This is a genomic window from Agrobacterium sp. SORGH_AS_0745 (genome assembly GCF_030818995.1).
Taxonomy (GTDB): Bacteria; Pseudomonadota; Alphaproteobacteria; order Rhizobiales; family Rhizobiaceae; genus Agrobacterium; species Agrobacterium tumefaciens.
On record NZ_JAUTBI010000004.1, the window covers coordinates 116,013 to 138,389 of the forward strand.

At 57.0% G+C, this 22,377-nt stretch carries 12 protein-coding genes; 5 read left to right on the forward strand and 7 right to left on the reverse strand.

The annotated features are described in order from the left end of the window. Nucleotides 1–121 precede the first annotated feature (121 nt). From traA to QE432_RS24265, 3 genes are all read left to right on the forward strand, one after another. The gene (traA, locus tag QE432_RS24250) at nt 122–4,741 is read left to right on the forward strand and encodes a Ti-type conjugative transfer relaxase TraA (RefSeq protein ID WP_306627178.1); all 4,620 of its coding nucleotides are present in this window, start codon (nt 122–124) and stop codon (nt 4,739–4,741) included. Nucleotides 4,742–5,471: 730 nt separating this feature from the next. After that, complete coding sequence (locus tag QE432_RS24260) at nt 5,472–6,794, forward strand: type II toxin-antitoxin system HipA family toxin (RefSeq protein ID WP_306627180.1); 1,323 nt, start codon at nt 5,472–5,474, stop codon at nt 6,792–6,794. A gap of 17 nt (nt 6,795–6,811) precedes the next feature. After that, the gene (locus QE432_RS24265) at nt 6,812–7,090 is read left to right on the forward strand and encodes a helix-turn-helix transcriptional regulator (protein ID WP_003517384.1); all 279 of its coding nucleotides are present in this window, start codon (nt 6,812–6,814) and stop codon (nt 7,088–7,090) included. A gap of 495 nt (nt 7,091–7,585) precedes the next feature. Here QE432_RS24265 and rctB read toward each other — a convergent pair whose 3' ends face one another. After that, nucleotides 7,586–7,936 carry an SMa0974 family conjugal transfer regulator gene (gene rctB / locus QE432_RS26710; RefSeq protein ID WP_441296762.1) on the reverse strand — a complete coding sequence of 117 codons (351 nt, stop codon included), beginning with the start codon at nt 7,934–7,936 and terminating at the stop codon, nt 7,586–7,588. 566 nt (nt 7,937–8,502) lie between these two features. After that, on the reverse strand, nt 8,503–9,423 hold the full coding sequence (locus QE432_RS24270) for a LysR family transcriptional regulator (protein ID WP_306627182.1): 921 nt from the start codon (nt 9,421–9,423) through the stop codon (nt 8,503–8,505). A gap of 244 nt (nt 9,424–9,667) precedes the next feature. On the opposite strand from QE432_RS24270, the gene QE432_RS24275 reads away from it, so the two are divergent. Further along, entirely contained in the window at nt 9,668–10,582 is a 915-nt protein-coding gene (locus QE432_RS24275) for a nucleotidyltransferase and HEPN domain-containing protein (RefSeq protein WP_306627184.1), read from the forward strand. Between the two features lie 342 nt (nt 10,583–10,924). Here the strand turns inward: QE432_RS24275 and QE432_RS24280 are convergent, their stop codons facing one another. The 3 genes from QE432_RS24280 to mauJ form a co-directional block, all read right to left on the reverse strand. Further along, complete coding sequence (locus tag QE432_RS24280) at nt 10,925–13,852, reverse strand: hypothetical protein (protein ID WP_306627186.1); 2,928 nt, start codon at nt 13,850–13,852, stop codon at nt 10,925–10,927. Between the two features lie 388 nt (nt 13,853–14,240). Beyond that, the gene (locus QE432_RS24285; RefSeq protein WP_083211624.1) at nt 14,241–14,825 is read right to left on the reverse strand and encodes an MgtC/SapB family protein; all 585 of its coding nucleotides are present in this window, start codon (nt 14,823–14,825) and stop codon (nt 14,241–14,243) included. Between the two features lie 444 nt (nt 14,826–15,269). Beyond that, nucleotides 15,270–16,700, reverse strand: a complete 1,431-nt coding sequence (gene mauJ / locus QE432_RS24290) for a methylamine utilization protein MauJ (protein WP_306627188.1) — start codon at nt 16,698–16,700, stop codon at nt 15,270–15,272. Nucleotides 16,701–16,927: 227 nt separating this feature from the next. Here mauJ and QE432_RS24295 point away from each other — a divergent pair, with 227 nt between their 5' ends. Next, complete coding sequence (locus QE432_RS24295) at nt 16,928–20,308, forward strand: VPA1262 family protein (protein WP_306627190.1); 3,381 nt, start codon at nt 16,928–16,930, stop codon at nt 20,306–20,308. A gap of 500 nt (nt 20,309–20,808) precedes the next feature. Here the strand turns inward: QE432_RS24295 and QE432_RS24300 are convergent, their stop codons facing one another. Together QE432_RS24300 and QE432_RS24305 are read right to left on the reverse strand one after the other, a co-directional pair. Beyond that, nucleotides 20,809–21,519 (reverse strand): autoinducer binding domain-containing protein, encoded by a 711-nt coding sequence (locus QE432_RS24300; protein ID WP_306627192.1) that lies wholly within the window; start codon nt 21,517–21,519, stop codon nt 20,809–20,811. Continuing rightward, nucleotides 21,516–22,280 carry an acyl-homoserine-lactone synthase gene (locus tag QE432_RS24305; protein ID WP_306627194.1) on the reverse strand — a complete coding sequence of 255 codons (765 nt, stop codon included), beginning with the start codon at nt 22,278–22,280 and terminating at the stop codon, nt 21,516–21,518. The genes QE432_RS24300 and QE432_RS24305 overlap by 4 nt, the downstream gene beginning before the upstream one ends. Nucleotides 22,281–22,377: the final 97 nt, after the last annotated feature.

The window sequence follows — 22,377 nt, forward strand, 5'->3', positions numbered from 1 at the left end:
ATATTGGAAATCCCAGCAGGGCCGTCTTCCGGAAAAGCAGCATCGGTCTTGTCAGGCCGATTGATTTGAGGGCGCAATATACGTCGCTGACGCGACGTGCCTGGAAGGACTGGAGACGTTAGTGGCGATCATGTTCGTCAGAGCGCAGGTGATCGGCAGGGGAGCGGGACGCAGTATCGTTTCGGCCGCCGCCTATCGTCATCGGGCGCGGATGATGGACGAACAGGCCGGAACCTCCTTCAGTTACCGTGGCGGCGCGGCCGAACTGAAACACGAGGAGTTGGCGCTACCGGACCAGGTACCGGCCTGGCTGCGCGCGGCCATCGATGGGAAGAGCGTCGTTGCGGCCAGCGAGGCTCTTTGGAATGCAGTGGACGCATTCGAAACTCGTGCCGACGCGCAGCTTGCCCGCGAGTTGATCATCGCGCTTCCGGAAGAGTTGACGCGATCAGAGAACATCGCCCTTGTGCGCGAGTTCGTCCGGGACAATCTGACGTCCAAGGGCATGATCGCCGACTGGGTTTATCATGACAGGCAAGGCAATCCACACATCCACCTGATGACCGCGCTTCGACCTCTGACGGAACGGGGTTTCGGGCCGAAGAAAGTGCCGGTGCTTGGCACCGACGGCGAGCCGTTGCGGGTCGTCACGCCGGACCGACCGAAGGGCAAGATCGTCTACAGGCTCTGGGCCGGAGACAAGGAGACCATGAAGGGCTGGAAAATCGCCTGGGCGGAAACAGCCAATCGGCATCTAGCGCTTGCCGGCCATGAGATACGCCTCGACGGGCGTTCCTATGCCGAACAGGCGCTCGACGGGATTGCCCAGAAACATCTCGGGCCAGAAAAGGCAGCGCTTGCCCGCAAGGGTGTCACGATGTATTTCGCGCCGGCCGATCTCGCGCGCCGGCAGGAGATGGCCGACCGGTTGCTGGCCGATCCGCATCTACTCCTGAAACAACTCGGCAACGAGCGCTCCACCTTCGATGAACGGGACATCGCCAAGGCTCTGCACCGCTATGTCGACGATCCCGCTGATTTCGCCAATATACGTGCCAAGCTGATGGCCTCCAATGACCTCGTGCTGTTGAAGCCGCAACAGGCGAACCTGCAGACCGGCAAGGTGGCCGAACCTGCGGTCTTCACCACACGCGATGTCCTGCGCATCGAATACGACATGGCGCAGTCGGCGGAAGTTCTGGCCCGGCGCAAGGGCTTCGGCGTCGCCAACGCGAAAATTGCGGCGGCTGTCAGAACCATAGAAACGGCCCATCCGGAAAATCTGTTCACGCTTGATCGCGAACAGGTGGAGGCTGTCCATCATGTCGCTGGCGACACTGGCATCGCTGCTGTGGTCGGGCTTGCCGGTGCGGGCAAATCGACGCTGCTTGCCGCGGCGCGCGTCGCCTGGGAGAGCGACAACCACCGCGTCTTCGGGGCGGCGCTTGCCGGCAAGGCGGCCGAGGGGCTTGAGGACAGTTCCGGCATCAGATCGCGCACGCTCGCCTACTGGGAACTAGCCTGGCATAACGGACGCGATCTCCTCGACCGGCGGGACATCTTTGTCATCGATGAAGCTGGCATGGTCTCGTCGCAGCAGATGGCGCGTGTGCTCAAGCGCGCCGAGGAGGCCGGAGCCAAGGTGGTTCTGGTCGGCGATGCAATGCAGCTTCAACCGATCCAGGCCGGCGCAGCCTTTCGGGCAATTTCCGAACGGATCGGTTTTGCCGAACTTGCCGGTGTGCGGCGCCAGCGTGAGGAGTGGGCGCGAGAGGCCTCCCGTCTTTTCGCCCGCGGCAAGGTCGAGGAGGGGCTGGATGCTTATGCGCAGCGGGGGCATATTGTCGAGGCGGAGAGCCGGGCTGAAGCTGTGGAGCGCATCGTTGCTGACTGGACGAGCGCTCGCCGCGACCTCATCCAGCAATATGCCGATAAAGAACAGTCGGTTCGCATGCGTGGTGACGAACTGCTCGTTCTCGCCCATACCAACGACGACGTACGGCGGCTCAATGAAGCGCTGCGCAACGTCATGAAAGATGAAGGCGCCCTGACCGTCTCTCGTGAATTTCAAACGGAACGAGGCGTGCGGCAGTTCGCCGTCGGCGACCGGATCATCTTCCTCCAAAACGCCCGGTTCCTCGAGCCGCGTGCGCAAAAGCTTGGACCCCAATATGTCAAAAACGGCATGCTCGGCACGGTCGTCTACACCGGCGACACGCACGGCGACCCACAACTATCGGTCCGTCTCGATAATGGCCGGGATGTCGTCATTAGCGAAGACAGCTATCGCAATGTCGATCACGGTTATGCCGCGACCATTCACAAGTCCCAAGGTGCGACCGTCGACAGGACATTCGTGCTCGCAACCGGCATGATGGATCAGCACCTGACGTACGTGTCGATGACCCGCCATCGCGATCGGGCCGATCTTTATGCCGCTCGCGAGGACTTTGAGCGGAAGCCGGAATGGGGGAAAAGATCCCGGGCCGATCATGCCGCCGGCATCACGGGCGAGCTGGTCGAAACCGGCAATGCGAAATTCCGGCCGCAGGAAGAGGATGCCGATCAAAGCCCCTATGCCGATGTGAAAACGGACGACGGAAGCGTGCATCGGCTCTGGGGCGTGAGCCTTCCAAAGGCCCTGGAGGAGGCCGGCGTGTCGGAAGGCGACACGGTGACGCTGCGCAAGGACGGTGTCGAACGGGTGACGGTGATGGTGCCCGTCATCGACGAAAAAACGGGAAAGAAGAGGCTCGAGGAACGGACGGTCCATCGAAACGTCTGGACTGCCAAACGGATTGAAACGACAGAGGTTCGCCGGCAGCGCCTCGAGGAGGAGAGCCATCGGCCGGAACTGTTCAAGCAACTGGTGGAGCGTCTTGGCCGCTCCGGCGCCAAGACGACGACCCTCGATTTCGAGAGCGAGGCCGGCTACCGGGCGCACGCCCGCGATTTTGCCCAGCGTCGCGGTATCGATACGCTCTCTGGGGTCGCAGCCTGGATGGAGGACGGAGCGGCGCGGCAGCTGGCGTGGCTGGCGCAGAAGCGCGAGCAAGTGGCGAAGCTTTGGGAGCGGGCGAGCGTGGCGCTCGGCCTCGCGATCGAAAGCGAGAAGCGTGTTTCCTATAGTGAGGAACGAGCCGAAACCCGGACGGCAGAAATTCCGACGGATCGACAATATCTCATCCCGCCGACAACATTGTTTTCCCGTGGTGTCGGCGAGGATGCCCGCCGCGCGCAGCTTCGCTCGGATCACTGGAAGGAACGCGACGCCATTCTTCGCCCAGTCTTGCAAAAGATCTATCGCGATCCCGACGGCGCGCTTGCCAGACTGAACACGCTTGCCTCCGACGCGCGGATTGCGCCCCGCGAGCTTGCCGACGACCTTGAGGCCTCGCCGCAGCGCCTCGGCCGTCTGCATGGATCGGATCTTCTTGTCGATGGCCGCGCGGCCCGCTCCGAGCGCGATGCGGCGGTGTCGGCGTTGTCCGAATTGCTGCCGCTGGCGCGTGCCCATGCCACAGAGTTCCGCCGCCAGGTCGAACGCTTCGGCATGCGAGAGGAGCAACGGCGCGCGCATATGTCGTTGTCGATCCCGGCGCTTTCCAAACCGGCTATGGCGCGCCTCGCCGAAATCGAAGCCGTACGCGAGCGCGGTGGCAAGGATGCCTACAAGACGGCCTTCGCCTACGCGGCGAAGGATCGCCTTTTTGTTCAAGAGGTGAGGGGGGTCAACGACGCTCTCAACGCTCGCTTCGGCTGGTCCGCCTTCACCGACAAGGCAGACACTGTTGCCCAGCGCAACATGATCGAGCGCATGCCGGACGACCTTGACCTCGACCGGCGCGAAAAGCTCAATCGTCTTTTTGCCGCCATACGCCGCTTTGCCGAAGAACAGCATCTTGCCGAAAGGAAAGATCGCTCCAGGATCGTTACCGGCGCCAGCGTCGTGCCTGGGAAAAAGACGGTGCCGGTGTTGCCAATGCTTGCAGCTGTAACAGAGTTTGAAACCCCGATCGACCACGAGGCGCGGGAGAGGGCGCGAGCTGTTCCTCACTACAGTCAGAATCGCGCCGCCCTTGCGAACGCGGCAGCGCGTATCTGGCGCGATCCGGCAGGTGCTGTCGGAAAGATTGAAGATCTGATCCTGAAGGGCTTTGCCGGTGAGCGGATCGCTGCGGCCATCAGCAATGATCCCGCTGCCTACGGCGCGTTGCGAGGCTCCGGCCGTATCATGGACAAATTGCTCGCTGTCGGCCTGGAGCGGAAGGAGGCTTTCCGGGCCGTCCCGGAGGCGGCAAGCCGTGTCCGGTCATTGGCCACCTCATTTACGGCCGCATTTGATGCAGAGAGGGAGGCGATCAATGAGGAGCGCCAGCGCATGAGAATCGCCATCCCGGGACTGTCCCCTTCCGCCGAAGATGCACTGAGAGAACTCTCAGTGGCGATGAAGAAAAAGAACGGCAGGCTCGACGTCGCTGCCGACTCGCTCGATCCCGCCATTAGTAAGGAGTTTGCAACCGTCAGCCGCGCCCTCGACGAGCGCTTCGGCCGCAATGCCATCCTGCATGGAGAGCTGGATGTTATCAATCGCGTGCCGCCTGCTCAGCGCCGTGCGTTCGAGGTAATGCGGGAACAGCTGAAGGTGCTGCAGCAGGTGGTCCGCATGCAGGCAAGCCAGAACATCGTAGCAGAGCGCCAACGGCGTGTCCTCGACCGCGCCCGCTGCGTTATCCGCTGAAACCAATGAATGGAAAAGAGATGAATATGGCTGAGCAGGAGTTTTCTAACGACGCAATCGTCCGCGCTGAGGTCGGCGCCCAGGTGCGTCATATGCCTTGGTGGTATTCTGGATAGCCGCGATGCGTTGTTCAATTTCGACAAGCCGCGCCTCATCTGTCTCAATCGCAGGGTCGCCTTCAGCGCAGGCTTCGATCTGCGCCTGCAATTCATCGAAGGTCTCCCCAAGAGCCTAAAGCTCGGCCTGTTCTTCTTCTGTGAGCTCTCGTGTTTGCGGATAAATCTGCCCGTAGCCGTCTTCGGTGACACCGTCAACATCGCCGCGCGGCTAGAAGGAGTTGCTGAACCTGGAGGCATAGGTGTCTCGCGGTCCATCAGAGATCGCGTCGTGAAGCAAAGAAAGCTAAAGTTTGAGGACGCTGGCTTTCAGCACGAGCCTTTCAAAGCAATACGATTTCGGGGTGGTCTTTTTCGCTGCGATCGGCGAAGTCTTGCTCATTGTGTTCGAAGGGAGAAGCGATTCCGATGCTTGGCTGACACCTGTGCTGAGCTTGCCCCTCATACTGTTCGCTTGCGGCAATGCGTTGCGTGGCCGGAAGATGGTCAGTCAGCTCAGGAGCGTTAATGACCGCGTCGGTAGCTGGGAGTTCTAATGTCAGTTATCTAACCCACTTTGATGGGTTGAATAAATTAAAAATATGCATTATTTGAACCATTGAAAGGGTCAATTAATGCGCCTAACGCTACAAACCCATTTTTATGGCCAGTGGCACCACGCCGCGACGCTAGAACTTAAGGACGATGCGGCCGGCTACCAGGGCGCGTCCATCGTCGATTACGATCTCGACTATTTCGTCACAGTTGCATCTGCGGAGTTCGCGGGTGGAAAAACGGTTCGCGACCATCGCGCGTTATCTGTCCGATATCCCGTTGATCTCGAAAATCGATATAGCCGCAGCTGGCCGCCCTTCCTCTTGGATCTCATGCCCCAGGGGCATGCAAGGCGAAAGCTTGCCGAGCACCTCAGTCTTGCTGAAGGCTCGCGCGCTTCTGATCTCCCGCTGCTTCTGCGATCGGCGACGGGCGGCATAGGCAATATCCGGATCAAAGAAGCGGCAGAGGCCGAGACGGAACGGCTGCGCGGTGTTGAGCGCCAAGGGGTTGCAGAAGCTGAAATCCTTGAGCGCTCGGATCGTTTCATGGAAGTCGCCGATCGCTTCGGAATGCTCGCCTCTGGCTCAAGCGGCCTGCAAGGCGAATGGCCTAAGGTCTCGATGACCCAAGCGAATGACGGTCTCTATTATCCCGACAGCTTCGTGACTGATGATGAGGCCGTGCGCCATGTCATTGTCAAGCTGGTCCGCAGCAGCGAGCCTGTGGACCGCCTTATACTCGAAGGCGAAGCCCTCTATTCGCGGATCGCTCAAGAGATCGGCCTGAATGTGCACGAACCTTCGACCTATGCCGAAAGTGTCCTGATGATTCCTCGGTTCGACCGGAAGAAAAAAGAAGGTGGCGGAACCGTTAGGCTGGGCCAAGAAAGCCTGGTATCCGCGATCGGGGTTGCTGATTTCGGTCATGTCGGCTCGCACGAGGCCTACATCGACGTTTTGCGCCAATATTCTGCCAATCCCTTCGCGGACATTGTCGAATACCTGAAGCGGGACATCGCCAATTTGGCGCTCGGCAATCCCGATAATCACGGCCGAAATTCTGCACTGAGTAAGCACCAGGACGGCACGATCCGCCTGTCTCCGCTCTTTGATTTCGCGCCAATGCGGCTTGCCAAAGAGGGGATCGTTCGTTCCACCCGCTGGGCCATGATGCGGGATGGTGGTCGCGATCACCTTCCCGATTGGAAACGCATTTGCGCTGAACTGATCCCTGATCCAGATGAGCAGAATGCGCTCGCAGCTGAGCTTTCCGTGTTTGCCGAATACCTCCGGCAAACACCGGCTATGGCGAAAGATATGGGTGGGTCTCCGGAAATTCTAGAACGCGCAATGGGACGCTGCATTGAAATCGCCGAGAGCGTTCTGGCGGCGTGCCAGTGATGCCGGAGGACAGCTAAATGGCTCGATGGAGAAAGCCAACGAAAGAGGAAATTCTTGAGAACCGGCGAACACTGGCGGAACGCGCTCGGACTGGCGACTTGAGGTTACCTGAGGCTGTTGTTGAAATCCGAAGAGGGCTTGGTTTGACGCAGGACGAATTCGCCAAGACGCTATCGCTCACCAGGCGCCAAGTTGCTGAGATCGAAGCCGGGACGGCGAACCCAACGCTCGAAACTTTAGGGAAGATTGGCCGATTGTTCGGATTTACTGTGGGGTTTATTCCGAAGGCGCAATGATGGCTGAATTTTCTCGGGGGATGGGCGTTGGTACTACGCAAGGAAGCGACGGCGAGGATCAAAATCAATCGGCTGCTGGAGGCCGCTGGCTGGCGCTTCTTCGATGACAAGCGGTCCCGCGAATGTCGTTCTCGAGCCGAACGTCATGCTGAAGCCTGAGCACATCGAAAGTCTCGGTGCGGACTTTGAGAAAAGCGCGACGGGATTCATCGATTTTTTGTTGCTGGGTAATGACGGCAAGCCGCTGATCGTCTTGGAAGCGAAATCGGAAGATAAAGATCCTCGTACATATATGACCGAGGCATCGAGGGAGGGTTGCACCCAGCCCCACCCCTCGACTTTGAGAGGTTCCGCGGTCTGCTCGAGAGTGATTGGGGCAGCCCGCAGCAGCGCACGGAGGTGCCCAGGCACATATTGCATGGCGCTGGTACAAACCGTGGTTCGACAGCTACGACCTGGAAATTTTTCGAATTGATCCAACGGAGCTAGAGACCGTCATTCTCTCATGTCCGTTGTCGCGCTTCTATGGAATTGCCCGGAGCGGGACTCTCGTGCTGGTAGCCATGTCATTGATCTTGCGGCGCTGGGTGCTATCTCCCAAAAGCGACCCTCGATCACGGTTTGAATGCCGTAGAACGTGACCAGGTCTCCAGCGGAGACCCTTAAAATAAGACCATCGTCAACGACTGTGATGATGGCACACCCATTTTCGAAATTCAGTTGCCTGCCGTTGCACCTGTCGGTGATCGACAAGCAGATATCTCGGCTCTGCGTGCAGATTTTCTTCGCTACGGTGAGTGCAGCTTCTAGCTCAATGAAGGCCTCTGAGACATTTTGATACCCCATTTATCATTCCTCAGAAGTGTCTTCCCTCAGCTTTGCGCAACATAAAACATAAGCGACGACCAGCGGTGGTATGGAGGACAACATGCAGTTGGTTCGTATGATGGGAAATACCCACAACGGCGCTCCCTCATATGAGGGGTATTGATACGATCGGCGTACCTCGCGGCTAAACCGTGCGGCGGGCGGGATAGAATTTATCAGGATAACTTGGAAAGAGAGGTTCTGCCGATTCTTCAGAACGGGTGCCTCCTTCGGCCCCCCAACGCTTGGCAGACCTGTGTCCAGTTCATGGCCGGGCAAATGAGACAGCAAGTGCGTAAAGGTCGGTGGGTTGTAACATCGCTGCCACCGCGGTTGCGCGGGGCTTGACGGTCAACACCCGCGTCACAAACATCTTCGATGCCGCCGATCTGAAGGTCACCGATCCCCGAGATGTCGCGCGGTGATTTGCGACGACAGACTTCTTGTTTGCTGTGTTGCGCGAGAATAAGGTTCGCACGTAGCAGTGCGTTCACGACTGTTCAGCAAACCAAAAACCCCGGCATGCCGAACGCTACTTCGGATGTTCAGTTGCGGTGCTGTTTACGAGCCGGCCCTTTCGCCATATTGGATGCGAGCTGGCGGCCGATCTCTATGATGTCATCACGATTGGCGGTCGGGTCCTGGTTGCTCCAGGCGAGCCCAAGGCCGATACGCAGATCAATCTCCTCCACTGGCTTCAAACGAAAGTTTCTGTTCGGCAGGTTTGCCGCCCATTCCGGAACGAAGCCGACACCGACGCCTGCGGAGACGAGCGCGATCAGTGAAAGTGTGTCGTCGCAGGTATAGACGATCCGATCGGAGAGTTCATGCTCGCGGAACTTATCGAGAAAATACCGCTCCGTGTAGGACAGGTTTGAACGCGAGAAGGAAATAATCTTCTGGCGGCGCAGGTCTTCCAGCGTGACGGTCTCGGCCTCAGCCAAAGCGTTTTCTTTGGAGACGGCGAGTAAATAGCGCTCCTCTGTTATTGCCTGCCATCGCAATGAGCCGTTGTTGTCCAAAGGCCGGACAAACCCGATATTGACCTGTCCGCGCTCAATGTCCCGTACGATGGATTCGGTTGTGCCGTTGCGGATATGAATGCGGATATCCGGATAACGTCGGCCAATTCGGGCAAGAAAATCGGGTAGAACACCGAAGGTCGCCGGGTGAATTGTACCGATGGTGATCTTGCTGGCAGCCTTGCCCGCAACCGCCTGTGTGATCGCACAAGTTTCGTCGACGTCGCGAAGCAGTTGAACGCAACGTTCGTAGAAAACTGAACCTGCCGGAGTGAGTTGAACACGGCGTGTGGAACGGATTAGAAGGGGAACGCCAAGTTCCTTCTCCATCGCCTGGATCTGGGCGGTGACCGCAGGCTGGGCGAGGTTAAGCCGGATGGAGGCGCGCCCGAAATGCAGCTCCTCTGCGACGGCAACGAATGTGCTCATTTGGCGCAGATCCATTTCAGTTCCTTCCGCCGGGGGCGCAATTAAGATCGAGGGAGGCCTCGAATACCAGGAAGGATAAAGTGGTTGAGCGCCTCGGTCCAGATGCGACATTGATAGGTTTGTACGATTAATGGTTGCTGAGCGCGGTCGAGCCTCGCATAATGTGGATGCAGGCGGATTGGGACTACGACAATGTGGAGTAGAAATCGCCTGTCGGTAGCGGTTAGAATATCTACCCAGAAGAATCGATGGTGAGGCCATGAAATCGGATATCGGACATCTTCCGCAGACAAAGCAGCGCGAACTGGAAAGGGTCGTCCGGATCATCCACGAAGAGTTCGCCGGCATTGTCGAGCACTCGAAGTCCGAGGCCAAGAAAGACGGGCGGATTTTCAAAATCATTCTGTTCGGCTCCTACGCCCGTGGCACATGGGTGGATGAGCCGCACACGTCGAAAGGCTACCGATCGGATTTCGACATACTTGTCATCGTCAGCAACAAGGAACTGGCCGATCCGAAATACTGGGACAAGGCAACCGACCGGCTGATGTGGGACAAGGAGATCGAGACACCCGTTGGTCTCATCGTGCATGGAGCACGCGAGATCAGCAATTTTCTGCATGATGGCCAAGCCTTCTTCGTCGATCTCGCCCGTGAAGGTGTCGTGCTCTATGAATTCGACGACCGGCCGTTGGCTGAAGCGAAACCGCTCAGCCCTGCCGATGCGCTGAGAGTTGCCGAGGAGCATTTTCATCGCGAAATGCTAAGCGCAAGCGAGTTTCTAGAACTCGCCCAAATTGCTTCTGCGAAGGATATGGATAAGAAGGCCGTCTTCCTTCTCCATCAGGCGGTCGAGACGGCCTACAATTGCTTTCTCCTGACAGTGACAAACTATTCACCTGCGTCACACAACCTCAAATTCCTGCGCGGGCTTTCGGAGGATCGTGATCTCCGGTTGGTCGACATCTGGCCGCGAGACCATCAGCGTTTTACCGCATGGTACAACATTCTCAACGAGGCCTACGTCAAGGCACGCTATTCGAAGCGTTTCGAAATTTCCGAAGAGGCACTCGCATGGCTTCAGGAGCGAACCGCAGAACTTCACGCCCTGATCGAGAAGCTCTGCCGCGAGCAGATCGAAAGGCTCCACCAGAAGGTGGAAAGCGGGAGTTGAAGGCTGGGCTGTTTCGTCTGAACATTCTGGGACTTTCCAGATTAGTTGTGTGGGCGAACTGGTCCGTACGCTGGCTGGTGCATTTCTCGCGAATCAGTCCGCGGCCGCTACGCCCGCACACCGGCTGCTTTGGGGCCGAAAGCAGTCCGACGGCTATAGGAGCCGGCTGGCGAAGAGCTGACATTCCGAGTTAGCGTTTCTGATTTCAGTGAGGTGGCGGGCTGGCCCGCGGCTTTGGCCTAAACAGCGCTTCACTAGGCAGGGTTCAGGACGCAGGCCGCTGGGTATATAGGCTTGGGCCTGAAGCTAGTGCAGTCTCGCATAAATTAGTTCACCTGCATATTAAATGCTCGGCTCTTCCTCCGTGTTAGACTGGTCCTCCTCGACGGGATCCGCCCATCCGAACCAGTTGTCGTGGGGGAGGTCATCATCGAGATGATGGAATCTGTTCTCCAGCAGTGCCCTGAAGGCATCGAAATTCGGTGTCTGACGATTGTTGACCAAGCCCCACGAACTTGTCACAGCCATTATGAAGGTCCGCACGTGTATCGGCCAATCCTCCGACCTGAGCCATGCGGGGTCGAACGCTGGACCACCGCCGGACATAAGTACTTCGCTCGCTGCCGCCAGTTCGCGGCGGTATGCGTCCATTCCGCCCGCCGAGATCCTCGATGGATCGGCCCTCACTGACTGGTTCAGGGCGATGTTGAGGATAATCGTTATCAACTCCCAATCCTTGATCCCTCTATCGTGCTGAGCCTGCAGCATTGCTTTGATCCGCGGAACCTCCATGAGCCCCGGCACGACCTGCGCGGCGTACGGCCCGAGCCTCCTGTACCGGTTGGCAATCATGTCCATGGCCTTGGCCTTCGAATAGAGTACGGCGTCGCCCTTCGGACCAATCATGAGTGGGTGCTCAAGCGGTTCGATCGACGGGCGCGACCCGGCAACCGTCAAGGGCCCGGCGTCGCGCTCATGATCAGCCATTGCACGTGCTTCCTCCATGAGGTGGCCAGGAGGCCGCACGAACGCGACTTTCTTCCAGAGCCCTCGCTCTATCCGCGCTTCGAACGCCTTCATCAGCATTTCCTGAGGAAGTGCGGAGACCTGGCGGAGGGTCTGCATCACGAACGCAAGGCTTGATCGTGCTTCGCGCTCCAGCACTTCGGGGTCGTTAGACTTGTCGTCGTCCACGGGCAGTGAGAGCACCCACGACAACTTTTCGTTGTCTGACTCGTGTCGGGTATCCCACTTGGCGTTGCCGACCTGCAGGCGCAATTCGACCGCCGAGGGGATCACCACGAGATCGGTGCTGGCCAGATCGGTCAGGGCAATCTGGAGTGTGGCAGCGAGTGCCTCTGCACGACGGCGCAACCGCCGCGGCGCAAGTATCGTCCATTTTAGACCCAGCGCCTTCCATGATATGCGCACCTCGCCCAGAGCGTCGTTGACGAAGTCCTGACCGATCTCCGCCTTCAGCTTGGAAACGACCTCATTATGCGACATGCCGAACCACGGCGGCGACTTGGTCGCCTTTTCTATAGCCCCTTTGTAAGCATCATCCACGTTCCAACCATCGACGATGGCTCTGGCGCGCTGGACGATCTCGGGCGCGATGACTGGCGCGGTTGCGAGGATCACCGCACCTTGGGCGATTGCACGAGCGAAGTCGTCATGCAGCTCTACGTCATCGGGGTCAACTCGATAGCTGGAGTGCATCGGCAGGATGAGTCCAACGCAAGCGAGGTAACTCAGCATCTCGCCGGCGAGGAAGAACGTGTCCGCTAGTAAGAACCCGCTGCGGACAGACATCTCACCAATTTCATCGTCGTCGGCCCTCACGATAGTGTAGAGCGCCATGGAGGCGTGGTACCTGGCGGCATGGGGCAGGTGCAGTTTCGCATACCACTGGGACAGCAAAAGCATGGCGAGCACCGATCCCCTAAGCGTCTCGGCGTTGAACCAGTTCTCCTTGGCTCGCTGCAACTGATCGATGGCGAGGAGCAACTGTCCCGACTCCGCAAATGCCACTGCTCGATCACGCGCTAGGTCGCCTGCTGCGGCCTTGCCTTCGCGCTCCGACACCAACTTGTCGACCTTGTCGGTGAGATCTTGGAAGTCCGTGCGCGACCCCAGTGCTGGAGCAATGATCAGGATGAGGTCTGCTAGGGTCGATGCATCGCTCAATGGGTCTTCCGCTGCAATGTCGGCAGCACGGTTCCACGTCGATATGGCCTTGCCCGCGGCCTCTGTCGCGGCGTGGTGCCAGAAGTCCATCATCTCGACGTGGCCGCGCAGGCTGAGGAGCCGGAACTGGCTGGACCTCGCGGCATGGAGCCGCAGGCCTCGATCGACCGCCTCTGCCGCCTCGCTGACCCAGCCGTCGACCTCATCGGTCGCACCACGAAGGTGGCCAAGCGCCCGTGCCGTCGAGGTGTAAGAGGCGAGATAGACGATGTCCTCGATGTCCTCGAGCGGCGCATCGATCGGGAGGGTCGAGAAGTACTCCCCGAGCGCCCCGTCCTCAGCATCGAGGAAGCCCTTCCCGCGCAGGGTGGCGACGGCAATCTCGTAGAGAACCTTGCGTCGCAGCCCTGGGATATCTTTCAGAGGCTCCATTCGCCTAATCCACCGATCGATATCGGGCCTGGCGTTCTCCTCGAAAGTGGCTCGGCGCATCCCGCGTTTGATCTCTAGGAACTGGGCTATGTTGGAGGGCCCACCGTTCAGTGGCTCGGCCAACCATTTCTCCTTCAGGGCCTGGTATTCCTCGTCCACCAAGACCGGTGGGAAGAGCTCGGCCGGAACCGACAGGAATTCCTCGGCGATCCAAAATGTGTCGGGATCAGTCAGCATGTCCGAGATCGTCTGCCCATCCAGTAGCGTCAGCTTTGCAGCGTATTGGGTCTGGCAGTGATCCTGCAGCTTGTGACGCATCGCAACCGGAACGTCGGGCGCGCAGAGATAGTTCACCGCGTTCGGTCGATCACCGCCGCCGAAGATCGTCGCAAGATCCGATTTCACCTTGCCCTCGATGGCCTTGTTCAGCGTGCAAGCGAACACGATGGTCTCGTCCGAAGCCTTGGCGAGGAAGGAGCTGCTGCCGATCGGAGATCCCATCAGATAGGTGCGGTAGGTCTCGAAGTCCCGCCCTTGATCGCCGCCTGCCTGCACCGGGCCGGTGGCGCGTACTACGTTCGAGGCGATCCGCAGTCTCGACAATTCGAAGGCGAGATCCTCAAAGCGGTGATGCTCGTTGGATGCGCTCATCTGCTCGAGCTGGAAGCGAATGTACTTGCGAAGGGAGATTCGGTTTCGGACCATCCTTCGAGTTTAACCTCTTCCGTCAAACGAAAAAACAGGCGCACCAACATTCGCTCCTATTTATCCCCGTCTTTGAAATCCTGCACGTGCCCATGAACCCATATTTTTTTGTCCCTCACGGGGCAGCACCTAAAACTACCCTTTCGCAAACTGTGCAGATACTGAGAGGGTTATCCCACTGTGGAGGCTATAACGCTCTGCTGCAAAACGAGGACAGCTCCTGGGAAATCGCCATCGCGATCTGAACGACTGGAATGAGGGCGCTTTTCAGCCTTTTCGCGCTACCTGCTACAGATTGAGTTGAGGCCGAAACATCTTCGCTGTCGTCCTACGGTCAATCGTCCCCACTAGACTTTGAGTCCGTCTCGGATGGCGTGGGCAAGATGTGAGGCACCGCTGCCAGAATGACTAAGACGATCGCGGTCGATAAGACGGCAGTTACCTCCATTCCCAGGCCGGCCATTACACCAATCGCGGCTGTCGCCCAGATACTAGCCGCTGTGGTGAGCCCTTCTACCTCCCGCTGCGCCGAGCGGATTATGATAGCACCCGCGCCGAGGAAGCCTATTCCTTGAACGACACCCTGCAGTACCCGTGACAGATCGCCGATCTGCATGCCGCTCTGCAGTGGACCTAAAACGAAAAGTGCAGCACCGACGGCAACCAACATGTGAGTCCGCAAGCCAGCACTTCTGCCCTTGCTCTCGCGTTCGAACCCGAGAACCCCACCGAGTACCGCCGCGATCACAAGGCGCACAGTGATGCGAGTTATGGCCGACGCGTCTGGAACATCAGAGAATTCTTTGACTAACGTCCCCCAAACTTCGTCTCCCACGGTCGCATCCTTATGTCGTTCGCAAATTTGGCATTTAAACGAGGTGCCATACAAACGCTGCGCTGGCAACTTCACTGCCGCCATCGTCACCCGTGAGGGTAACTTTTGTGCCGATAGGGATAATAACAGCCGTCTCGCACCGTAAATTGCCGCGGGATGCCTTCCCCAAACCGTCCAGCGAAGCGATTGCTCGTGCGAGCGCAAGCAGCAAGCACCGGGATGTAAAGCCATGTCTGCATTTAGGTACGGGCAAACACGGTATCTATGACTGGAATGAGGGCGCAAAGCGGGAATTATTTCCTCTTCGGGGCCGACGATCTGACTGTCCGCTTCTGTCTTGTGGACGAAGGAAGCGGACAACCTCGGAGGGTTGAGTCCTGCGGGATAGCCGTTGCCGCGGAGTGAGCTTGGACTTCCGCCCGGTGCATAAACCGCGTTATAATCAAATAGAACACCCGAACGAAGATTACTGCCAGCACCGTTCCGGAAATCATTCCGCCAAACACGTCGAATCTATCTGGCGGTCGGTCAGTCGGAAAACTCATCAGTGTAATGGATATTGGATAGGCGATACTGCGTTCTGAGGCAGTGGCGAGCGAGTGCGTGTATTACTTCGGCAGCTAAATACAGCCTCTGGATTTCGAGGGAAGAGTCCGCGTCCGACGGAACTTGGGCCGAAGCATGCGCGGTCGCTACTCGGCAATTCTGCGAAATGTATTTTTCAACCTCGATACCGTCGCGAGCAATATGAAAATCTCTGATCGTTTCTGGCTGTAGGGTACTTTCTACGAGCGGGAACGCGTCCCTAATCCACTCTATCGTTGGGTTTGGATCGCCTCGCTTCGACGCCGCCCTGACCTCAAACACCTTGAAGAAGCTCAGGACCGCAAATGTCACCAGCCCTGCTTCGCGTGCATTAAGCCCCTCTCGATAGTACGCGAGCCTCTGCCTTAGCTCCTGATCGGTAGGTAAGGTTCTTGAAAATAGCCATTGCGAAGTCGTTGAGAAGCCTTTTCGGGACAGAGAAACTGGCACGGGCACCGGGTTTCCTGACCAACCGAATCCAAGGACTGCATACTGATCATCACACCAAGCCAGTAGGCTTAAAAAGCGATTGAGCAAGGTTCTCGCTTCTTCCGCCGAGAGCCGTTCTGTGGCGAGATCTATGCTTATCGAATGGGAGTTTTCCTTCGTCCTAGGAAACAGCACAAATTGATACCCCTCGAACTTCATACGGGTCGGTTCACTAGGCCAAGCTGCTTGGGTATCAACGGCTAAATTGAGGAACCGCGAGTTTTGGCGCGCGCCCAAACGCTTATGAAAAGCGTTTTTCTCTTCTTCGGTTTCGTACTCTCGCCAGTCCGTTTTCAACGGTAGGTCGAGATGGCGTGATAGCGTCAAATCTCTCCGTAGGCGTAGGAAGAAGTCCTGTCCAAGCGTCAGTTGCCTGCCGGAAATCGCGCGCATTTTGTCATGATCGTAGCGCTCCTCAGCGCCCTCCGCCAAAAGTGTAGTCGCCATGTGAGAAACGTAGGATACAACCTTACGAATACCCCCTCCATCAAATACCGCTCGGGCATGGTATTCCTCGCTGCCATAGTCACGCTCGATAGAAAACGTTATCCCGACGAGTGATCGACATCCTAGATCACTGGCAAGAATGGCTGCTATTGACTCCCGCAAGGTCGTCGTGCTCTCGAACGACGCACGACCTCCGCCAACTGCACATAACCCGCCAAGAATGAGCGACGCGTGTCCTGCCCAACCGGGCAACGATGGCACAAAACCCAGGATTGCGTTTGCAACCTCGGTGTCGGTCAGCCGCTTGGCTGCATTTTCTTTTCCTCTCGGAAGAAGTGCACATCCTCGCAGGCGCTCGAAACGGGTTAACGTCTCATCAAATGGTGACCCGCTGGCGAGAATTTCATGAAGAAGGTGAGCAAGATTCTTGGTGTACATGCTTGATTTCTATCACGCATCTGGTGGCTTAGTGATAGTCCAGAACGGAAAACCGCCCCGGTATATCTAGTCTTTCCATGAGTTATGTCTGAATAGGTTGTGGGGCCTACCCCAACCCTTGCCTTTTACGTAGCATATATCAAGGAACAGCTCCTCGGAATGCCGAGCCGCACGAAACAATCTAGCTGCCTGTGCGTGAGAGCCGCAACGTCCATTCGGAGGGAACAATGATAGAAGACGCCCGGCAAAAGGCACTCTCTCCTCGATTAGAGGACTTAATCAGCGACGTCCGGTTAGCCCGCCTATTTTCATTGGATCCACAACCCTGCGCGTTGCAACTATGGATCCTGCAGATCAGGGTGGACAATGAGAACGAAAACCGAATCCTGTATGGCCGAGTGCTTCCCTATAGCTTCTCAAACAATACCTGGTCGGCGACGGAGGACGACAATTTCGAGTTTCTCGGTGCGGCTCAGGCGCAGGTTGTCCGGCTGAACCTGTACCTCGGCAGCGAGCGATGCGCAGAGGTTCTTAAATTGCTTTGCGCTGGCGAGACCATCGCAGCGATCAGTGGCACTCTCAACCTCAGTCTCCCCGAAAATCTACGTACCCGGCTTGGCACAACAGCCCTGGACGGAGGAGCACTCATATACAGGCCAGCCGCATATCTGCTCAATCGGGGTGCGCATGACAAGCATTCCCTTGTAAGTCCTCATGAAACAGCAGGGGCATTCAGTGCCTCGATCGCACAGGCCGACAAGAAAGGGCTTTTTCGGATTGGAGAGAATTACGACATCGCGTTGACTAATCTCGTTGTGAAACATTTGAACGACGACACTGGTCTCGACTTTGGCGGCGCGGATGTAACCCGGTTCGGAGATATCGAACTCATCGTGTTTCCGGGGCTTGATGACAAGGAAAGATCTCTGCTGGACGTGCGATGGACAACTGCGCCGCTCGCATTGGAGGTTCGCTTCGATGCAAAGCAGGTTGCGGCATATCAGAGCTTTCAGTTTCGAGTCTCAGTCAGCAGTGATGATCATATCTATCATTCGTGCATCGCATTTGCCGAGCGAGAGGACGAGGGAACTTATAGACATCGATTTGAACTAAGCGAGGGGCTGCGCGCCCGCAGCGACAGCACGGATATCGAGATATTTGGCTTCAGCGGCGCAATTTCCGGCGAGGGGACGTTATGTTGCCGCTGGCGTATGCACTATATTCGAGAAATCCATTTCGGACTGCAAGCAATGGGCTCAGCCCCGATCCCGGTTAAATTCGATTGGCTGCAGAAAACTGCGCGACCATCGAGTACGGAACGAGTGAAGGCAGTGCTGACGCTCAACGGCGGCGGCGTGGTGACGAACAGCAAGGTTGGCGGGCGCGAAGCCGATCCATGGGTACCAGTGAATCGTGAGCTCCGCTCACTCTTCGGAAAGCTTCATCCGAGCAAATCGGAGGCCAGATTTTTTCAGCGTTGGAATCAAGGCGATGGCGAAGGCCGCTTGCAGTTCACGGAGTGGTTCAAGACCCTCCTCACGAAATACAACGAGCACCAGATCTTGATATTCGACCCCTATTTCGAGGATGCCGGGTTGGGGTTGGTGCTGCTTTCGGCGGCAGCAAAGGCGCAATACCTGATATTCACATCGTTACCCAAGGCTTCGAAAAGTGACGACGCGATTGTGAATGGGGAGGCGGTACCCCAGTCCGATCGCATGAACAATCTCATGGCAAGCTGCGAACGCAATCGCCAGCAGATGGAAGGTATGAATCTCAGGATTTACGGATTGCGAGAAGGACGCCTTCATGACCGGTACATTCTAGTCATTGCGCCGGACGGTCTCCCGGCCGCAGGCTTCAATCTCTCCAATTCTTTACAAAAAGCGGCCGAAAACTACCCGCTCCTTATCACTCCGATTCCGGCCGACACTTTGCTCGACGTCGAGCGGTACAAAACGGGGCTGGTGGCGGAAGCAATGGCTGCTCACAATGGTCAAGACGCCATCAATCAACCAATCAAACTCCTCTTCGAGGCGGGAGGACGGGCCACTGTGCCGCGTCGCTATGAACCCCTACGCTTCCTACAGAAAGAAGGAGTCGGAGATATTCTTGCCACTTGGACCGGCGAGCGGTCGTTGGAAGGATTGGCGGGCGATCACTTAAGAGACTGTATGACGCAGCTCGGTCTCATCAAGGATGACAGGTTCTCCGTCACGGCGAGGTCGGGCCTTTTAAACTGCATCCAAAAGAGAGGAAAAGATTTTTCCGGGTTTGACGCAGATTGGGGCATAATTGGCGACGTTCTCGCCCATACCTGGTCAGACGGCAAAACGGTCCGTGAACTCCAGGAAAGCCCCGCCTTCTTGGAATTCCTGGCGTCTTTCATTCAGATGGCATTTGATCGGCAACCCGAGGCTTCCGACGGAGCACTTGCGTTTCTCAACACCGATATTGTCCGGGAGCCGTTGGATACGTTGCTGCACAAGTCCTACCGACCGGACCATTTTTCTCATACAACGAAATACAATGGCCTCGGCTGGGCAGATTTTTTCGCCATCAAGCTCCTGTGGACTTATGCGCCGAACAAGATATTGGCCATTGCCACAGACCAGATGAAGGATATGCCGGCTGAGGCGAGAAGCGCGAACGTGCAACGCATGTTGGTCTTGAGCCAAATCATCAGCGAAATCTCACAATCCGTAATGTTCGAGATTAACAGGGACCAGAGAGCTTCGCTCGTTCAAAGCGATATTGCACTTCTGCATTGGTTGGGATTGAACGCGATCGAGACCCGTCTCCAGGAGCCTGAGGCGCGAGACTCGTCGCTGAATCTGATATATACGTTACCACCAGCCGCGCAGGTTCAAGCTCTCGGCTGGATGACAGCTCGTGCGGCACGCTCATCCGATAATGCCGAAGTCTGTAAGGCACTGCTTGAGGCTTTAGATAAAGCTCTGCCTCCCGAACTCACTCATAATGATCTGAGCTGGCTTGTAGACTCATTGCGTGGACACATGCATCATCTCGGTTGGGCGGAGCCGTGGCTATTCGAAGATGTCATCTCCCCACTCGTTCAAGGTGGCCGCGTCCAGGTAGATGATGCTTGCCGTGTGTGGAGTGACGAATTGGAAGTGCTTTTGGGCGATGGTTGGGCGAGTCAATCAAGGCTTTTCGAAATATCTCGAGAAGGTCGAACTACCAATATAAGTGCGTATCTCTTTGCGCACAGCACTGCGGTCAGGCAACGAGCAACCATCAACGTGCTGAGAAATATCTTGAAGCGCAAAGAGCGTGCGGTGCGACAACCACTTGCGAGTACATCAAACTGGGCGCAGTGGAACGACGGGCTCATCGTGTCAATGTGGATTTTTGCGTGGTCGCGATGGGCAGAATATTATTTGCAGGCTAGCGGTCTTTGCCAGCCTGACCTGGATGACCTGCTGAAGAGCGCAGGCGCACTCGCGACACTGCGTCCCATAGAGGAGTGGAAGGTGTTCGGACCTGGCCGCTCCGGTGACATGGCCTATTTTCTTGAACAAGCAGAAGCACTTCTCGCGAATGGCCCGCTAGCCAGGCCAACACGATCGCCGCCGTTAGTTTCGTGAGTTCGTATGTGCCATTTGATGGCTATGCTTCGAGCAACAATCAAGTGACGTCCGCTTTGGGGATTTGGAATACGTTCCAGATTGACTGATTTGGGGGCGCGGAGCGGAAATGATTTCTGTTGTTGGCCCTTCGTAGTCGTGAGGCCGTGACCGAACGGGCAGATTGGGATCTTCTTCCTGCCGCTCCATTTTCGGAAAGCCGCCTGATAACTGCAATCAGCCCAACACCGAAAACCTCCTGTGATCAGCGGCGCTGAGTCGTAGTCGGGCTCGTCCGCCAGGAACGCATCGACGTAGCCGAAATCGACGGTAAAGTTCTCTTACAGACCGTGGTCTCAGAAGAAACAGCCGTTCGTCACGTCCCGATCCGTGATGATCGTCAAATGAACCGACACATCGGCAGTCTTCTCAGCATACTCGCTGCCCACGTCGACTCTCTTCGGTGAGCTGGCTGTGGGACGATCGAGCGCAAGCTCATCGTGAACCTTTGGCAGTACGAGCTAGATCAGTCCCAGCTTTGTGGCCAACGCAGTCGACTGCGGGAGAGTTACGGTCTTAAGTTTCCGTCGAATGCTCTTCATATGAAAATTGACCGTATGGTGTGTCATGTTCTCAAGGAGCGCTATCTCCTGGGTCGTTTTTCCTTCGGCGGCCCATTTTAGAACCATGGCCTGTCGTGCCGTCAATTCGACAGCCGGTGATCTGATCGATGCGGTCGCGGTCGCCTCCACGCACCTGTAGAGTAACGCCACAGCATTTGCACTCAAAGCGGGCTGCAACTGGTATTTGTGGGGCAACGTTACATCGCTGGTGAAAAGTGAGAGGGTAAACAAATCGCTGAAAGGCGCCATCACGGGCATGCATATGCTGGCCCTGATGCCCGCCTCGTCGGCACTGGAATAGAAGGTCTGGTCGGGTCCGCGCGCGACTTTTCTCTCATGCTCAAAATCAAAGACGAATGGTGCCATTATTTCACGGGTGCGGTCCAGGATTGGATCGATCCTGTCGAAATGCTCCTGCCGATATTGGTCCAGCCACGCCTCGGGAGCATTCGACAGGATGGAGTTCCCAAACCCGGGATGACGGACAGTCAGCGCATGAAAATAGTCAAACCCCAGCTCTTGGGTCAGGTGATCGAGTAGTTCTGTAGTCGCTCGGCTGGTTTTCATCATGGACGTCGTATCGATCAATTTGTGTAGCCAGAGTTTCATCCGAGGTATTTTCCTCCCATCCGTGAGAGACACGTCTGGCTGCGGGCTGCGTTGCAGGTCCAGAAGAGCTCCGTTTTTCTAAGAGGTTTGATGTGGTCCGAGCCTTGAGGCGTTTGTCTTGCGGCCGCTTCTGACGCCGCTGGCAAAAATCGCCTGTATAGAGGTCGTGCAACTCGAAGGACTGTTCGCATTTGCTGAAGAGTTTCCTCTGAAACAGCGAACACGCCGCAACACACCGGAAGCCGGCCATAACCGTCAGCACGGCCAATCTCCTCCACGATCAATCCGGCTCGCCGATATACTCTCTCCATTGGCGGTTCGTAGTTTGACACAAGTGTTTTGATGCCATGCGCAAAGGCGCATTCGAACAGGGCCAGCAAAAGGAACCCAAACGCTCTTGATGGGCTGAGCGTCGGTTGAGACGCTCTGAGGAGGTCGACATCAAGGCACATTCGTGTGCCTTCCCATGTGGCTGGTGACACCAGATCCTCTGCCGGCAAAGTTCGCCTGAACACATCATGCAGCAATGTCGGCCCTGTCGTCGGCATGAGCCGTACCGTGCCATAGAGATGGTGCGCGTCGTTGTCACACCAGACCAGGTACACAGCGCCTAACTCGTCATACGCGTCCCGTTCAAGACCGTGATGCACATCGACCTGCCAGCCAAGACAATCGTGAAAAACCCGCTTCCGCAATCGGAACGACTGCTCCAGCAGGCCTGCGTACCGATAATATTGATAGGGTTGGATAAGAAGGAACACGAGCCAATCTCCGATCATGTGTCGGAATAGGATGCACGTAAATCCCGAGTTGCCCATCGCTACAGATGGGTACAATCAATTGAGGTATTGCGCCGAA

Coding starts and splice junctions, on each gene's coding strand:
- QE432_RS24295 (WP_306627190.1), top strand. CDS start 16,928: ATGATAGAAGACGCCCGGCAAAAGGCACTCTCTCCTCGATTAGAGGAC.
- QE432_RS24275 (WP_306627184.1), top strand. CDS start 9,668: ATGAAATCGGATATCGGACATCTTCCGCAGACAAAGCAGCGCGAACTG.
- QE432_RS24260 (WP_306627180.1), top strand. CDS start 5,472: ATGCGCCTAACGCTACAAACCCATTTTTATGGCCAGTGGCACCACGCC.
- rctB (WP_441296762.1), bottom strand. CDS start 7,936: ATGGGGTATCAAAATGTCTCAGAGGCCTTCATTGAGCTAGAAGCTGCA.
- QE432_RS24300 (WP_306627192.1), bottom strand. CDS start 21,519: ATGAAACTCTGGCTACACAAATTGATCGATACGACGTCCATGATGAAA.
- mauJ (WP_306627188.1), bottom strand. CDS start 16,700: ATGTACACCAAGAATCTTGCTCACCTTCTTCATGAAATTCTCGCCAGC.
- QE432_RS24285 (WP_083211624.1), bottom strand. CDS start 14,825: ATGGCGGCAGTGAAGTTGCCAGCGCAGCGTTTGTATGGCACCTCGTTT.
- QE432_RS24270 (WP_306627182.1), bottom strand. CDS start 9,423: ATGGATCTGCGCCAAATGAGCACATTCGTTGCCGTCGCAGAGGAGCTG.
- QE432_RS24280 (WP_306627186.1), bottom strand. CDS start 13,852: ATGAGCGCATCCAACGAGCATCACCGCTTTGAGGATCTCGCCTTCGAA.
- QE432_RS24265 (WP_003517384.1), top strand. CDS start 6,812: ATGGCTCGATGGAGAAAGCCAACGAAAGAGGAAATTCTTGAGAACCGG.